At 66.4% G+C, this 15,456-nt stretch carries 14 protein-coding genes; 6 read left to right on the top strand and 8 right to left on the bottom strand.

The genetic code is table 11. The features are described 5' to 3' along the window. Positions 1 to 41: 41 nt before the first annotated feature. The 3 genes from IVA96_RS01370 (at position 42) to arfB (ending at position 3,356) form a co-directional block, all read left to right on the top strand. Positions 42 to 1,433 (top strand): pitrilysin family protein, encoded by a 1,392-nt coding sequence (locus IVA96_RS01370; RefSeq protein WP_247277754.1) that lies wholly within the window; start codon positions 42 to 44, stop codon positions 1,431 to 1,433. Then, positions 1,352 to 2,821 (top strand): pitrilysin family protein, encoded by a 1,470-nt coding sequence (locus IVA96_RS01375; protein ID WP_247415068.1) that lies wholly within the window; start codon positions 1,352 to 1,354, stop codon positions 2,819 to 2,821. Before IVA96_RS01370 ends, IVA96_RS01375 begins: the two co-directional genes overlap by 82 nt. 118 nt (positions 2,822 to 2,939) lie before the next feature. Beyond that, positions 2,940 to 3,356 (top strand): alternative ribosome rescue aminoacyl-tRNA hydrolase ArfB, encoded by a 417-nt coding sequence (gene arfB, locus IVA96_RS01380; RefSeq protein ID WP_247277573.1) that lies wholly within the window; start codon positions 2,940 to 2,942, stop codon positions 3,354 to 3,356. A gap of 163 nt (positions 3,357 to 3,519) precedes the next feature. Here the strand turns inward: arfB and IVA96_RS01385 are convergent, their stop codons facing one another. Continuing rightward, positions 3,520 to 3,828, bottom strand: coding sequence for a hypothetical protein (locus tag IVA96_RS01385; protein WP_247415070.1), 309 nt, complete (start codon positions 3,826 to 3,828; stop codon positions 3,520 to 3,522). Between the two features lie 316 nt (positions 3,829 to 4,144). Here IVA96_RS01385 and mutL point away from each other — a divergent pair, with 316 nt between their 5' ends. Next, entirely contained in the window at positions 4,145 to 5,956 is a 1,812-nt protein-coding gene (gene mutL, locus IVA96_RS01390) for a DNA mismatch repair endonuclease MutL (RefSeq protein WP_247415072.1), read from the top strand. A 112-nt stretch (positions 5,957 to 6,068) separates the two neighbouring features. Here mutL and rsmD read toward each other — a convergent pair whose 3' ends face one another. Together rsmD and IVA96_RS01400 are read right to left on the bottom strand one after the other, a co-directional pair. Further along, the gene (gene rsmD, locus IVA96_RS01395; RefSeq protein WP_247415073.1) at positions 6,069 to 6,623 is read right to left on the bottom strand and encodes a 16S rRNA (guanine(966)-N(2))-methyltransferase RsmD; all 555 of its coding nucleotides are present in this window, start codon (positions 6,621 to 6,623) and stop codon (positions 6,069 to 6,071) included. Next, positions 6,624 to 8,672: a pseudouridine synthase gene (locus IVA96_RS01400; protein WP_247415075.1), complete on the bottom strand. Its 2,049-nt coding sequence runs from the start codon at positions 8,670 to 8,672 to the stop codon at positions 6,624 to 6,626. Positions 8,673 to 8,790: 118 nt separating this feature from the next. Between IVA96_RS01400 and IVA96_RS01405 the strand changes: the two genes are divergently transcribed. Then, positions 8,791 to 9,249 carry a nucleoside deaminase gene (locus IVA96_RS01405; RefSeq protein WP_247277578.1) on the top strand — a complete coding sequence of 153 codons (459 nt, stop codon included), beginning with the start codon at positions 8,791 to 8,793 and terminating at the stop codon, positions 9,247 to 9,249. Here the strand turns inward: IVA96_RS01405 and IVA96_RS01410 are convergent. The 5 genes from IVA96_RS01410 to IVA96_RS01430 form a co-directional block, all read right to left on the bottom strand. Continuing rightward, entirely contained in the window at positions 9,246 to 10,151 is a 906-nt protein-coding gene (locus IVA96_RS01410) for an alpha/beta hydrolase (protein ID WP_247277579.1), read from the bottom strand. The two genes, IVA96_RS01405 and IVA96_RS01410, sit on opposite strands and share 4 nt — an antisense overlap. A 186-nt stretch (positions 10,152 to 10,337) precedes the next feature. Next, positions 10,338 to 11,630, bottom strand: a complete 1,293-nt coding sequence (purD, locus tag IVA96_RS01415; RefSeq protein WP_247277580.1) for a phosphoribosylamine--glycine ligase — start codon at positions 11,628 to 11,630, stop codon at positions 10,338 to 10,340. A gap of 170 nt (positions 11,631 to 11,800) precedes the next feature. After that, a complete protein-coding gene (locus IVA96_RS01420; RefSeq protein WP_247277581.1) occupies positions 11,801 to 12,100 on the bottom strand; it encodes a transcriptional regulator in 300 nt (99 codons plus the stop codon). A gap of 2 nt (positions 12,101 to 12,102) precedes the next feature. Beyond that, positions 12,103 to 12,657, bottom strand: a complete 555-nt coding sequence (locus IVA96_RS01425) for a hypothetical protein (protein ID WP_247277582.1) — start codon at positions 12,655 to 12,657, stop codon at positions 12,103 to 12,105. Then, a complete protein-coding gene (locus IVA96_RS01430; RefSeq protein ID WP_247415079.1) occupies positions 12,654 to 13,664 on the bottom strand; it encodes an alpha/beta hydrolase in 1,011 nt (336 codons plus the stop codon). Before IVA96_RS01430 ends, IVA96_RS01425 begins: the two co-directional genes overlap by 4 nt. A 138-nt stretch (positions 13,665 to 13,802) precedes the next feature. Here IVA96_RS01430 and xseA point away from each other — a divergent pair, with 138 nt between their 5' ends. Further along, positions 13,803 to 15,425 (top strand): exodeoxyribonuclease VII large subunit, encoded by a 1,623-nt coding sequence (gene xseA, locus IVA96_RS01435; RefSeq protein WP_247277584.1) that lies wholly within the window; start codon positions 13,803 to 13,805, stop codon positions 15,423 to 15,425. Positions 15,426 to 15,456: the final 31 nt, after the last annotated feature.

The raw sequence follows: 15,456 nt of genomic DNA on the forward strand, positions 1-15,456 counted from the left end.
CGAGCCGGAGATCCGGACCTCGGCCTGTCATAAGGATCATGATGTCCTCTTACCGATCGGCTGCCTGCCTCCTTGCCGCGCTGCTTTCGACGAGTGTCCTGACGGCCGGCGCGTCCCTCGCCCAGACCACGGTAACATCGGCCCCGCCTGCCAGCTTCACGCTCAGCAACGGCATGCAGGTCGTGGTGATCCCGGATCACCGCACGCCTGTGGTCACGGAGATGATCTGGTACAAGGTCGGCTCGGCCGACGAGACGCCGGGCAAATCCGGCCTCGCACACTTCCTCGAGCACCTGATGTTCAAGGGTACCTCGAAGCATCCCGTCGGCGAATTCTCCCAGACCGTGCTCCGCGTCGGCGGCAACGAGAACGCCTCGACCTCGGTCGACTACACCAACTACTACCAGCGCGTTCCGCGCGAGCAGCTGCCGACCATGATGGAGTTCGAGGCCGACCGCATGACCGGCCTCATCCTCAAGGACGAGAACGTGCTGCCCGAGCGCGACGTCGTGCTCGAAGAGTACAACATGCGCGTCGCCAACAATCCGGACGCGCGGCTGAACGAGCAGATCATGGCCGCGCTCTATCTCAATCATCCCTACGGCCGGCCGGTGATCGGCTGGCATCAGGAGATCGAGAAGCTCGATCGCGAGGATGCGCTCGCCTTCTACCGCCGCTTCTACGCGCCGAACAACGCCATCCTGGTGATCGCCGGCGACGTCGACGCCGCCGATGTCCGCCCGCTGGTCGAGCGCAATTTCGGCTCCATCCCGGCCCAGCCCGCCATCCCGGCGCGGCGCGTTCGTCCGCAGGAGCCGGAGCCGGCCGCCCCGCGCACCGTCACGCTGGCCGACCCGCGCGTCGAGCAGCCGAACATGCGGCGCTATTACCTGGTGCCCTCGGCGACGACCGCTGCGGCCGGCGAGAGCGCGGCCCTCGACGTGCTCGCGCAGCTGATGGGCAGCGGCAGCAATTCCTATCTCTACCGCGCCCTCGTCGTCGACAAGCCGCTCGCGGTCTCCGCCAACGCCAGCTATTCGAGCATCTCGCTCGACCCGACCCAGTTCGCGATCTCGGCCGCGCCGAAGCCCGGTGTCAGCTTCGCCGAGGTCGAGCAGGCGGTCGATGGCGTCATCGCCAATGTCGCGCAGAACCCGATCCGCGCCGAGGACCTGGAGCGGGTCAAGACCCAGCTTATCGCGGAAGCGATCTACGCCCAGGACAACCAGGCGGTGCTGGCGCGCTGGTATGGCGGCGCGCTGACCACGGGTCTGTCGATCGAGGATATCAGGAGCTGGCCCGACCGCATCCGCGCGGTCACGGCCGAGCAGGTTCGCGCCGTTGCGCAGAAATGGCTCGAGAAGAAGCGCTCGGTGACGGGCTATCTGATCAAGGACACCGCCACCGCCAAGCGCGAGGAGAAGCGTTCGTGACCTATTCCCTCCTTCGCGCAAGGCGCTTCCTGCGAACAAGACATTTCGCGCTGTCCTTCGTTACCGGCGCGGCCCTCGCACTGGCTGCGGTGTCGCCGTCGTACGCAGCCGCAAAGATCCAGCACCTGATCTCTCCGGGCGGCATCGAAGCCTGGTTCGTGCAGGACGCAACCGTGCCGCTGATCGCCATGGAATATTCCTTCGCCGGCGGCTCGGCCCAGGACCCCCCAGACAAGTCGGGCGTCGCCAACATGGTTGGCGACCTCCTGGACGAAGGCTCCGGCGATCTCGACTCCAAGACGTTCCATGAACGGCTCGACCGCCGCGCCATCGAGCTCTCGTTCAACGCCACCCGCGATACCCTCCGTGGCAGCCTGCGCATGCTGCGCGACAACAAGGATGAGGCTTTCGACCTGCTCAGGATGGCACTGACCTCGCCGCATTTCGATGCGGCCGACGTCGAGCGCATCCGCTCGCAGGTCGTCTCGGGGCTGCGCCGCGAGACCACCAATCCGACGTCGCTGGCGAGCCGCAAGTTCCTGGAGGTCGCCTTCGGCGGCCATCCCTACGGCCGGCAGAGCAACGGCAACCTCGACAGCGTGCCGACCATCACGGTCGCCGACATGAAGGATTATGTCGGCCGCGTGCTCGCCAAGGATGGGTTGAAGATCGCGGTCGTCGGCGACATCGATCCGGCCACGCTCGGCAAGCTGCTCGACCACACCTTTGGCGCCCTCCCCGCCAAGGCCAACCTCACGCCGGTCGCGGACGTCGAGGCCGCAAAGCCGCCGCAGCGCGCCTTCGTGACCCTCGACGTGCCGCAGACCGTGATCACCTTCGGCGGCCCCGGGCTGAAGCGCAGCGATCCCAACTTCATGGCAGCCTATGTCGTCAACCACATCCTCGGCGGTGGTGGATTGTCCTCCCGGCTCTATCGCGAGGTCCGCGAGAAGCGCGGGCTGGCCTATTCCGTGTACGAATCGCTGCTCTGGATGGAGCATTCGGCGCTCTTCATCGGTAATACCGGCACGCGCGCCGACCGCGCCGGCGACACCATCGACGCCCTCGAGAAGGAAGTCCGGCGCATCGCCGAGGAGGGCCCGACACAGAAGGAGCTCGACGAAGCCAAGTCCTACCTCAAGGGCTCGCAGATGCTGGCACTCGACACGTCCTCCAAGCTGGCGCAGGCGCTGTTGCAGTATCAGCAGGACAAGTTGCCGATCGACTATATCGAGAAGCGCAACGCCATCGTCGATGCCGTGACGCTGGACGACGCCAAGGCGGCCGCCAAGCGCTTGTGGGGCCAGGGCCTTCTCACCGTCGTCGTCGGCCGCGCGCCGCAGGCAGCCGCACAACCGGCGGCAGTACCTGCGACGAAGTCGAACTGACGGTCGGGTAAAAAGTCTCCTGAAATGGCCGGGCTCGTCCCGGCCATTTGCGTTCCAGATGCACCATTGCCGAACCTGGACGTCCGCGATATGTCCGGACATCACGAATGGTGCCATCATGCTGCGGATATCCCGCGATCTCGTCATCGACGAGGACGACATCGAGATCGGCTTTGTCCGCGCCTCCGGGCCCGGCGGGCAGAACGTCAACAAGGTCGCGACCTCGGCGCAACTGCGCTTCGACACGCGCAAACTGACCCTGCCGGAGGATGCCGCCATCCGGCTTGCCCGCATCGCCGGACAGCGCATGACCAAGGACGGCGTGATCGTGATCCACGCCCAGCGCTTCCGCACCCAGGAGCGCAACCGGCAGGATGCCATCGACCGGCTCACCGAGATGCTGCGCGAGGCGATGGTCCGCCCGATCCCGCGGCGGGCGACACGGCCGACCTTCGCGTCCAAGCAGCGCCGGCTCGAGGGCAAGAAGCGCCGCAGCGACGTTAAGGCGAAGCGCGGGCGCGGATTCGACGATTGACTGATTGTCGAAAAACCTCCGGCCGCCAAGCGACCGGAGGTTTGCCGTTTCGCAGACCAAATCGCGATGAGATCAGGATGAATCGTCATCGCGCTTTAGGTTATTGTTTGAGCATGATCTTTGCGGAAACCCGCTGCGCACTTTTGCTGATCATGCGCTAGCGTCAGTAGCGCTTGCCGGTCGCGGCACCGCCCGAAACGGAATCGTCGGCCGTGCCCTTGTGCGTCGCGCTGCCCGTGGTTCCGGCGGCGCCCTTGGTGCCTTTGGTCGACTTCATGCCGACCTTCTCGCCCGCGGCTCCCTGCTGTGCGCCGAGGTCCTCATCCTCGTTTCCTGACGCGCCGCCCTGCATGGGTTTGCTTTGCACGGTGCCGCCCGGCCTGGCGCCAGATGACGTACCTTGCGCAAGAACGGGCGTCGCAATCAGGGCCGAGAGAGCGCATACGATCACGGAGGTCTTCACCAATTTCATCCATTTCTCCTGGATTTTTCGCGACGACGGTTCGGCTGCTTCCTGCGCCGCTCGCCTGCACCGAACCGGTTCATCGCGAAGAGAGTTCGAACGGCGCGGTCGTGATGCAAGCCGCGTGGTGTGTTGATCGTTTAGGGATTTCGCGGCGGTTTCGCGGAATTGTGCTCCTCATATACGGCGGCTCGTGCACGCACGCCGCATTCATCGGGCCTGCCAGAAGCGCTGGATTTCCCACATCTGGTATGTGGGAAGCGCGACCTTCCCCATGCATTTGTTGCGAGGCGGCGCTAGACTGGGACATTCGCCGAGTGAACCCATGCCCGTCCGCCAACTTCCCGAACAGATCGTTAACCGCATCGCCGCCGGCGAGGTGGTCGAGCGCCCGGCGAGCGTGGTCAAGGAGCTCGTCGAGAACGCGATCGATGCCGGCGCCAGCCGCATCGACGTTTTCACTGACGGCGGTGGGCGGCGGCGGATCGGCATCACCGATGACGGCGGCGGCATGACCGCAAAGGATCTCGCACTCGCAGTCGAGCGCCACGCCACCTCCAAGCTCGACGACGAAGATCTGCTGCAGATCCGCACGCTGGGGTTCCGCGGCGAGGCGCTGCCCTCGATCGGGTCCGTCGCGCGTCTTTCCATCACCACCCGGCACGCCAGCGAGCCGCACGCCTGGGCGCTCACGGTCGAGGGCGGCGAGAAGTCCGAGATCATGCCGGCGGCGCTCGCGCATGGCACGCGGGTCGAGGTCGACGATCTCTTTTATGCGACGCCGGCACGGCTGAAATTCCTGAAGACCGACCGCACCGAGGGCGAGGCGATTCGCGAGGTGGTGCGGCGGCTGGCGATGGCCCGGCCCGATATCGCCTTCACGCTCGCGGGCGAGGAGCGCGCGCCGGTGACCTGGGCAGCGGCGCTGCCCGGCGCGGCGGGACGATTGACGCGGCTCGGCGATATTCTGGGCGCGGAGTTTCGCAGCCACGCCATCGAGGTTCATGCCGAGCGCGAGGACGTCGTCGTCGCCGGCTATGCCGCGGCGCCCGCAATGACGAAAGCCAACGCGCTCGGGCAATATCTCTTCGTCAACGGCCGTCCGGTTCGCGACAAGCTGATCCTCGGCGCGGTGCGCGCGGCCTATTCCGACTACCTGCCCCGCGACCGCCATCCCGTAGTGGCGCTGTTCGTCACGCTCGATCCGCGAGAGGTCGACGCCAACGTGCATCCGGCCAAGACCGAGGTGCGCTTCCGTAACGCCGGGCTGGTGCGCGCACTGATCGTGCATGGGTTGAAGGAAGGGCTTGCGCGGGAGGGCCGGCGCACCGCCGCCAATGGCGGCGAGAGCGCGCTCTCTTCGTTCCGGCCCGCTTTCACGCCGCGCCCGGCAAGCTGGGATTGGCGAGCCTCGCCATCCGCTCCAGCCGCGCCGATCGCGTCCTTCGAAGGTTCAGCGGCTCCGGCCTTCGCCGAGCGCGCGCAAGCCGCATTCGATGTCGGTGCACCCAGTGCGGACGTGCGGATCGAGACGCAGCCTGTCAGCGACCTCGTCGACCGCCCGCTCGGCGCCGCGCGCACCCAGATCCACGAGACCTACATCGTCTCGCAAACGCGCGATGGCCTCATCATCGTCGACCAGCATGCCGCGCACGAGCGCATCGTCTATGAGCGGCTGAAGGCTTCGCTGTCGGCGAATGGCGTGCAGCGGCAGATCCTGTTGATCCCCGAGATCGTCGAGATGGATGAGGCCACGGTGGAGCGCCTGCTCGATCGGAACGAGGAGCTGGCGTCGTTCGGTCTCGCCATCGAATCTTTCGGCCCCGGCGCGGTCGCGGTGCGCGAGACGCCGTCGCTGCTGGGCAAGACCGATGCAGGCGGGCTGCTCCGCGATCTCGCCGACCACATGGCCGAATGGGACGAAGCATTGCCGCTGGAGCGTCGCCTGATGCATGTCGCCGCCACCATGGCCTGCCACGGCTCGGTCCGCGCCGGCCGCCGGCTGCGGCCGGAGGAGATGAACGCCCTGCTCCGCGAGATGGAGGACACCCCGAACTCCGGTCAGTGCAATCACGGCCGTCCGACTTACGTCGAGCTGAAGCTGAGCGATGTGGAGAAGCTGTTCGGCCGGCGGTGATCCGAGCTCTCGTAGGGTGGGCAAAGACGCAAAGCGCCGTGCCCATCCTCTTTTCTTGATCGCGCTAGAAGCCGCGGGCACGCTTCGCTTTGCCCACCCTACGGCAGCGGGACTACGGCCTCTTCAGAAACACGAACTCCGTGTCGTCATAAACCCGCCGCTCCAATTCTTCGTACCCCTCCGGCGTCACGAACTGCGCGGCCTTCGCCTCCTCCACCACGAGCAGCGCGCCCGGCGTGAGCCAGCCGCCATCGCGCAAGCTCGCCAGCGCCTTCTCGGCAAAACCCTTGCCATAGGGTGGATCGAGGAACACCAGCGAGAAGGGCTCGACGGGATGCGCGGGACCTAGATCGGTCGCATCGCGGCGATAGACTTTTGTGACGCCACCTAGGCCCAGCGCTTCGACGTTATTGCGGAGCAGCGCGCGGGCCTCGGCGCCGGTGTCGACGAACAGCGTGAACTTCGCGCCACGCGATGACGCCTCGATGCCGAGCGCGCCGGTGCCGGCGAAGAGATCGAGCACACGCGCGTTCTCAATCGGATCGTCATAGGCGTGCACGAGGATGTTGAACACGGACTCGCGCAGGCGGTCCGCCGTGGGGCGGATGTCGCGCGAGGACGGTGAGGCGAGATTGCGCCCCTTCAAACGACCGCCGACGACGCGCAACTAGTCCTCCTGCGGCTTCAAATCGCGCTTGCCGTGATAGCCGCGCTTGGGGCGGCGCGGCGGGCCATAGCCGCTTGCTTCCAACTCGTTGCGCTCGCGCGCCTCCTCGCTGCCAGTACGCTGCACCAGCACGCGGCGGCCCTTGCGGTCGTTGATCACGGCGCGCTTCATCGGCTTCTTCGGTGCGTCGTCGTCGTCGCGCGCAACGGATTTCGCGGGCACGTCGAACTCGGCGCCCGACTTCTCGATCACCTTATCGCCGAGCTGGTCGCGCAGCACGCGCGACTTGATCTCCTCGACTTGGCCCTCGGGAATCTCGCCGAGCTGGAATGGGCCGTAGGAGACGCGAATCAGCCGGTTCACCTCGAGCCCGAGATGGGCGCAGACGTTGCGCACCTCGCGGTTCTTGCCCTCGCGGATCGCGAACACCAGCCAGACATTGGCGCCTTGGTCCCGCTCCAACGTCGCTTCGATCGGACCGTATTTGACGCCCTCGATTTCGATACCGTGCTTGAGCTCGTCGAGCTGGGCCTGGGTGACGTCGCCATGGGCGCGGACACGGTAGCGGCGCAGCCAGCCGGTGTCGGGCAGCTCAAGCGTACGCGCGAGGCCACCGTCATTGGTCAGCAGCAACAGACCCTCGGTATTGAAGTCGAGCCGGCCGACGCTGATCAGGCGCGGCAGACCTTCGGGCAAATTGTCGAACACGGTCGGACGCCCCTCGGGGTCGTCATGCGTCGTCATCAATCCGCGCGGCTTGTGATAGAGGAACAGCCGCGTCCGCTCGCGCGGCGGCAACGGCTTGCCGTCGACCGCGACCACGTCGTTCTGCGTCACGTCGAGCGCGGGCGAGTTGATCACCCGGCCGTTGACGGTGACGCGGCCCTGCGTGACCATCTCCTCGGCGTCGCGGCGCGAAGCGAGGCCCGCGCGCGCCAGCACTTTTGCGATGCGCTCGCCGGCCTTCTTCGGCTTCGGCGCGTCTTCACGGCGCGGCCGCCCCTCGAAGTCGCGATCGCGCTCGCGATAGGCACCGCGGCCGCCAAAGGCGGGGCGCTTCTCGAAGATCCTGCTGTCGTCCTCGTTCGCGCGGCGCGGACGATCACGGGAATGACCTTCACTGCGCGGGTGCTCGTGCCAGTCGGAGCGGCCCTCGGAGCGCTCGCGTGGACGAGCGAATTTCGGGCGGTCACCACCGCGCCCGCCACGTTCGCCATCGCTGTCACGGCGGGGCCGGTCGAACTTTGCGCGATCCTCGCGTGGCCGGTCGAATTTGGGCCGCTCACGAAATGGACGATCGCCGCCCGATGCACGATCGTCACGCGATCGCGAGAACCGCGGACGGTCATCCCCGCGGCCGCCTTCGCGGCGGTCGTCACGCTTCTGCCAGGGCTTCTCTTCGCCGCGATCACGGCCGCTGAAGTTTTTGCCAAAATCCTTGCGCGGGCGATCGCCGCGCGGACGATCGTCGCGCTTCTGCCACGGCTTTGAATCGGCGCGATCTCCGCGGTCGCGCTCGGGTCCGCCTCGCGAAAACTTCCGCTCGCCCTCGAACTTGCGTTCCGGACGGTCGCCGCGCGGAGCGTAAGGACGCTTGTCGCCAAATTTCTTCTCGCCGGTGCGGCCGGCCGGGCGGGAATCGTCGCGATCACGGCCGCGCGGCGGACGGTCGTCACGCCCATAGGACGGGCGATCACCGCGCGGCCCAGACGACCGCTTCTCGCCATCGCGCGAAGGGCGATCGGAAAACGGACGGTCGCCACGCGGCTTGAAGCTGCGCTCGCCGCGGCCCTCTCCGCCGCGGTCGTCGCGCTTGAAGCGCGGACGGTCGCTGAAATCGCGGCGCGGCGCATCGCCCTCCTCGCGGCGGCGAAGCGGGCGGCCCTCACGCCCCTCGCGAGGCGGACGGCTGTCGCGGTCGCCCTTGCTCTCGAAGCTGCGCTTGGCGAATTTCTTGTCCGGTCCCCGGGGCTTGCCGGTACGGCCCTTGGACGGGCCACGATCACGCCGGCCGCGGGAATCGTTGTCTTTGTCGCTGTCGCGAGGCATGAATAATCTCACTCAGAGGTAGCCAGAAAGCATTGTGCGCGCTCGTTCCGAGCCGCATGCTCAGGCAAAATCGGTATCCACTCTTGCTGAAGGCGGAGCTAGTAGCAGGTTTCTGGCGATGATACGAGGCATGAAAGCCCCTTCTTTCATGGATTTGGCGCTCAAGACGGCCGAAAATGCCGGAAAATCGGGCGAAGTTCCGATCGGATGCGTCGTGGTCCGCAATTACGAGGTCATCGCCACCGCCGCCAATCGGACGCTGACCGATTATGACCCGACGGCTCATGCCGAGATCATTGCGCTGCGCGAGGCGGCGAAGAAGATCGGCAGCGAGCGCCTCGTCGACTGCGACCTTTACGTGACGCTGGAGCCCTGCACCATGTGTGCGGGCGCGATCTCCTTTGCAAGAGTGAGACGGCTCTATTACGGCGCCACCGACCCGAAGGGCGGCGCGGTCGAGTCCGGCGTGCGGTTCTTTGCTTCCCCGACCTGCCATCATGCGCCGGACGTCTATTCCGGCGTCGGCGAGAGCGAGGCGGCGCGGCTGCTGCGGGAGTTCTTTCGCGAGCGGCGCTAATCCGCGAGGAAGAACTTGCGCAACGCCCTCGCGGTGGCGTCCGGGTTCTCCTCGGTGAGGAAGTGGCCGGAATCCACCGGCATGCCCGCGACATTCGTGGCCCATTGCGTCCAGGTGTCGAGCGGGGTGGCGGCGGCCTGGGCGATGCCGGCATTGCCCCACAGCGCCAGCATGGGAATGGTGATCTTCTTGCCGGCCTCGAAATCAGCCTTGTCGAGGTCGTAGTCGAAATAGGCGCCGGCGCGATAGTCTTCGCACATCGCATGCACCCGGGCGGGATCGCGGAACGGGGCGAGGTAGTGCTCGAGCGCGCGCTCGTCGATCGCCTCCAACGTCTTCGACTTGGTCTGGCTCGCCATCTTGAAGCGCAGGAAGAACTCGCCATTGCTCGCGATCAGGGTCTCGGGCAGCGGATAGGGCTGCGCCAGGAAGGTCCAGTGGTAGATCTTCAGCGCGTAGGCGCGGTTCATTCGCTCCCAGTAATTGTAGGTCGGCAGAATATCGAGCACGGCCAGGCGCGACAGCCGGCCGGGATGGTCGAGCGCGAGGCGGTAGGCGACGCGGCCGCCGCGGTCGTGGCCGGCGAGCGCGAAATGGACATGGCCGAGGCGCTCCATCACCTCGACCATAGCTTTAGCCATGGCGCGCTTGCTGTAGGGGATATGCAGCGCATCGCTGGCGGGCATGTCGGACCAGCCATAGCCCGGCAGGTCGGCAATGATCAGCGTGAACCTGTCGGCCAACTGCGGCGCGACGCGGTGCCACATCACATGGGTCTCGGAGAAGCCATGGAGGAGCAGAAGCGGCGGCCCGCTGCCGCCGACGCGGGCGAAGATGCGGCCGAAGGAGGTATCGATCCATTCGGCAGCAAAGCCCGGATAGAGATCGGCGAGGTCGGACATCTTCTTGCATCCTTATTGGTCAGTCCCGGGGGGCGGCCGACAACGTAAATTGTCGAAAACAACCCCATGCACAGTAGCGGTATTATCGGCGGGGCAGCTAACCCCAACCGCTGATTACACATATCTGGATTGTCGATGTGGCGGCGCGGTGGCACCAAAGCTTCGAGCTGCCGTCCGGAAGACGAGCTATGTCTTGCTATTCTTGGCCTTCTCCGCTTCCACCGCCTGCCAGCCGATGTCGCGGCGGCAGAAGCCTTCCGGCCAGTCGATACGGTCGACGGCCTGATAGGCACGGCCTTGCGCCTCGGTCACGGTCTTGCCGAGCGCGCAGACATTGAGCACGCGGCCGCCATTGGCGAGGATCGCGTCATCTTTCGCCACGGTGCCGGCGTGGAAGATCTCGACGGTGTCGACCTTGGCGGCGTCATCGAGCCCCCGGATGCGCGTGCCCTTCTGGTAGTCGCCCGGATAGCCCTTCGCCGCTATCACAACGGTGATCGCGGATTCCGGATGCCAGCGCAGATCGAAATTCTTCAGCTGCCCGTCACAGGCTGCCAGGAAGGCGGGCACGATGTCGCTCATCATGCGCAGCATCAGCACCTGGCACTCGGGATCGCCGAAGCGGACATTGAACTCGAACAGTTTGGGACCCTGCGTCGTCAGCATGATCCCGGCATAGAGCACGCCGCGAAACGGCGTGCCGCGCTGCTTCATGCCTGATACCGTCGGCAGGATGATCTTTGCCATGATCGCGTCGTGAATCGCAGGCGTGACCAGCGGCGTCGGCGAATAGGCGCCCATGCCGCCGGTGTTGGGGCCGACATCATGGTCGAACACGCGCTTGTGGTCCTGGGCGGAAGCCAGCGGGATCGCGGTCTCGCCGTCGCACAGCGCGAAGAAGCTGATCTCGCGGCCGGCCAGAAATTCCTCGATCACGACTTCAGCGCCGGCCTCGCCGAACGCCCCCTCGAACATCATGGCGATAGCGTCCTCGGCTTCGCGCACGGTCTTGGCGACCACGACGCCCTTGCCGGCGGCCAGCCCATCGGCCTTGACCACGATTGGCGCGCCCTGGCTCTGCACGTAAGCGCGCGCGTCCTCGGCATTGGTGAATCGCTCATAGGCACCGGTCGGGATGCCGAATTCGGTGCAGAGCGCCTTGGTGAACCCCTTGGAGCTCTCGAGCTGGGCGGCCGCCTTGCTAGGCCCGAACGCCTTGATGCCGGCGGCGGTGAGGTCGTCGACGATGCCGGCCGCCAGCGGCGTCTCCGGGCCGACCACCACGAGCTCGACCGCGTTCTTTTTGCAGAACTCGATCACCGCGGCGTGGTCGGCGACATCGAGCGCCACGCACTCCGCCTCCCGCGCAATGCCGGCATTGCCGGGCGCGCACCAGAATTTGGTCACCAGAGGGGAGGCTGCGATCTTCCATGCCAGGGCATGTTCGCGGCCGCCGGAACCGAGCAGGAGAATGTGCATCGATGGCTCAGAAAATGGGGTGGGCTTGCGGCGTCGGTCGCACGAATCGCGGTCGGTCTCAAGGGGGCTGGCCCCCGTACTCCCGCCATTCCAGGCCGCCGCGTCGAGCCGCTCTTACCCTCCCCTGGAGGGCCCCCTCCAGGGGAGGGTTTCGCGCCAGCTTCGGACGATCAGACCTGCTTCCCCGCGATGATCTCCTGCAACGTCGCGACATGCCGCGCGAAGGCGCCGCGGCCGACGGCGGTTGCGGTGACCGTGGTCTGCGGCTTCTTGCCGACGAAGGCCTTGTCGACGGAAACGTACCCCGCCTTGGCCAAGGTCTCGATATGTGCGCCGAGATTGCCGTCGGTGGCGCCGGTGAGCTTCTTCAGCCGCGCGAATTCCAGGCCGGTCGACTGCGGCAGCGCGTTCAGCGCCGCCATGATCTTCAGCCGCAGCGGCTGGTGGATGATGTCGTCGAGCTCGGCCAATTCTAGCTCCGCCGCATCCAGAGGCCGCCGATGATTAGACCGCCGCCATTGACGAACGCCATCCAGAGCGGAAACGCCTCACCGATGTAGAAGAAGCCGATCAACGTCAGCGCCGAAATGCCGAGACCAATCGCAACGAAGGCGTAACCGAACCAGAGACCCGCCAGCGCGTAGAACAGCATGAAGTAGAGCGGCCAGAACGCACCCAACTGGCGTGGCCCGAAATGGCCGATCACATTGGTACAGAGATAACCGAAGGCGAAGAACAACACGAACACCAGGAGCAGCCTGATGCCGAAGGCCGCACCATGCGGGTGATGTGGTGGATTGAACAAGCGAAGCGCAACCAGACCGCCGACGCCCATGACGTCTACGGCAACCCAGGCATAGACTGCGTAGACCGGCCAGAGCCAGGTCACGACATTCCCTGCAAAGACCAACACGCCCCACCACACGGCAGCGATGCTCGCCAGGTCATAGAGCTGCGATTGCTTCACGCGCCGGACGATGTCGTCGATATCGGCCAGCGCCGCGGACGCCTCCTTGCTGTCGATCATGACTGCCCTGCCCCGCGCGTCGCCACATCTTCGGCGATCGCGGAGACGGCCTTTGGATTGGTGACGATGCCCATGTGGTTGATGCCGTCGATGATCTTGACGTCAACCGATGGCTTCACCGCCTGCACGGCTTCCGCATATTTGTCCGAGATCATCATTTCGTCCTCGGCGCCGCCGAAGATCGTGATCGGGCGTGTCGTTGCCGGTAGATCGATGCGGTAGCCGCGCGTCGCGAAATTGCGCATCAGGCGGTCGGAATAGGTCGAGGTGAGGTATTTCGCCGAACTCGCCGGCACGGCCAAGGCCAGCACCGGAAGCTGCGAACAGCAGTCGATCCCGAGCCTGCGCAGCGCGGTCAGGCCGAGGAAGCGTGGGAGGTCCATGTTGGCCCAGCCGCCGGCCTTCGGCCTGTTGGTCGGCGCGTCATAGCCGAGATAGGGCGCGAGCAGCACGGTGCGGACGAACATGTCCTGCATGATCGGTGTCGCGGCAACGCGCAGCGAGAAGCCGGCGCCGGCGGAATGGCCGATCAGGATCAGCGGCAGATCAGGTGCGTTCCTGCGGACATGAGCGACGAAGTCGACGAGGTCGTCTTCGAGCTGGCCGACATAGCCGATGTCGCCGCGCGTGCCGGAGCCGCCATGGCCGCGGATGTCCAGCGCCCAGGTCTCCACCCCGCGCGCGGCGATCGCATGGGTCAGCGCGTGATTGACGGTGCCGCTGGAGCCGGAGGAGCCATGGATGAAAATCGCGCCGCGGCCCGTCTCCGGGCCTTTCGGCGCATAGTGGCGATAACCGATCCAGGTGCCATCGCGGGCCTGAAAGCGTTCGAGCGGTGGCAACGTGGACCAGTCGATGCCTTTGGCTGAATCCGAGACCGATCGCATCTCGGGCGGCCGCTCCAGCGGCGTTGAGATCATGGCGCCCAGGATCAGCGCCACGCCGCCGACGGCACACAAGGCCCATTTCAGGCCGGTCAAAACGCCGCGCAGCAGCCGGATCGCCATGGCTCATCTCCCGAAACTCATCAAACAATAGATAACTCTATATCACAGAGTACTCTCCCGATCAATATCCGGATTGGCGCCGGGGCGCGAAAATCCTTAACGTCGGGTCTGACCCCAAAATGCCGAATCGTTTGCTAGATGCCGCCTGCGGAACAACTGCTCAACGCGCCCGAATTCACCGTCTCCGAGCTCTCGCTGTCCCTGAAGCGGACGGTCGAGGACGCCTTTGGCCATGTCCGGGTCCGCGGCGAGATCTCCGGCTTTCGCGGGGCGCACTCCTCCGGCCATTGCTATTTCGCGCTCAAGGACGAGAGCGCCAAGATCGAGGCGGTGATCTGGAAGGGCGTGCACAGCCGCATGCGGTTCAAGCCCCAGGAGGGGCTCGAGGTCATCGCCACCGGCAAGCTCACCACCTATCCGGGCTCTTCCAAATACCAGATCGTCATCGAGGCGCTGGAGCCGGCCGGCATCGGCGCGCTGATGGCGCTGATGGAGGAGCGCAAGAAGAAGCTCGCCGCCGAAGGCTTGTTCGACGAGGCCCGCAAGCAGCTGCTGCCCTGGCTGCCGGAGGTGATCGGCGTCGTGACGTCGCCGACCGGCGCGGTCATCCGCGACATCCTGCATCGGCTGGAGGATCGCTTTCCGCGCCGCGTGCTGGTGTGGCCGGTCAAGGTGCAGGGCGAAGGCTCGGCCGAGCAGGTCGCGGCCGCGATCCGCGGCTTCAACGCGCTGCCCGAAGGCGGCAGGATTCCGCGACCCGATGTCCTGATCGTCGCGCGCGGCGGCGGCTCGCTGGAGGATCTCTGGTCGTTCAACGAGGAGATCGTGGTGCGCGCGGCGGCCGACAGCATGATCCCGCTGATCTCGGCGGTCGGGCACGAGACCGACATCACGCTGATCGATTTCGTCGCCGACAAGCGCGCGCCGACGCCGACGGCGGCGGCCGAGATGGCGGTGCCGGTGCGCAGCGACTTGTTCGTCGAGGTCGCCGATCTCGCCCGCCGCACCCGCGCCTGCTGGCAGCGCGGCCATGAAAACCGCCGCAACGAGCTGCGCGCGGCCGCGCGCGCGCTGCCGGCGGCCGGCGACCTGCTCGCGATCCCGCGGCAGCGGCTGGACTCGGCGGGCGCGTCCCTGCCCCGTGGCCTCAAGGCCAACACGCACGCGCATTTCCGCAGGTTTACGGCCGCCAGCGCCAAGCTGACGCTGCGGGTGCTGCACGGCCAGATCGCGCAGGCCGATCACCGCCTCACTGTTTGCGGCGAGCGGCTCGGCCTCTCCGCGCGCTCGCTGCTGCGGCGGCGGCGCGACCACTTTGCCGGGCTCGAGCTTCGCCTGCGCGCCTCAAAGCTCTCCAACGCGCAGGCCCAGCGCAACGCGATTCTCCGCCAGCGCGAGCGCACGCATCGGCTGTCCGAGCGCGCGCAACGCGCGCTCGTCACCCTGCTGCAACGGCTCGATGCGCGTGTCGCGAACAGCGGCAAGCTGCTCTCCGCGCTATCCTACCGCAGCGTGCTCGCGCGCGGCTTTGCATTGGTGCGCGATGAAACCGGCCACCCCCTGCATGCGGCCGACAGCGTCGGACCGAATGCGCGGCTCGAGATCGAATTTGCCGATGGCCGCGTGGCCGCGACTGCGGATGCGGACCGCCCGGCGCCTGCGGCGAAGCGCGCCCCGGCGCAACAGAAGCCGGCCGCACAGGAGACAAAGCCCGCGCCGAAGCGCGTGGCCAAACCGGTGGATCAGGGTAGCCTATTTTAGGCGCGGGTCTCGGTGTCATTCCCCGCGGATG

The organism is Bradyrhizobium sp. 159, from assembly GCF_023073795.1.
Classification (GTDB): Bacteria; Pseudomonadota; Alphaproteobacteria; order Rhizobiales; family Xanthobacteraceae; genus Bradyrhizobium.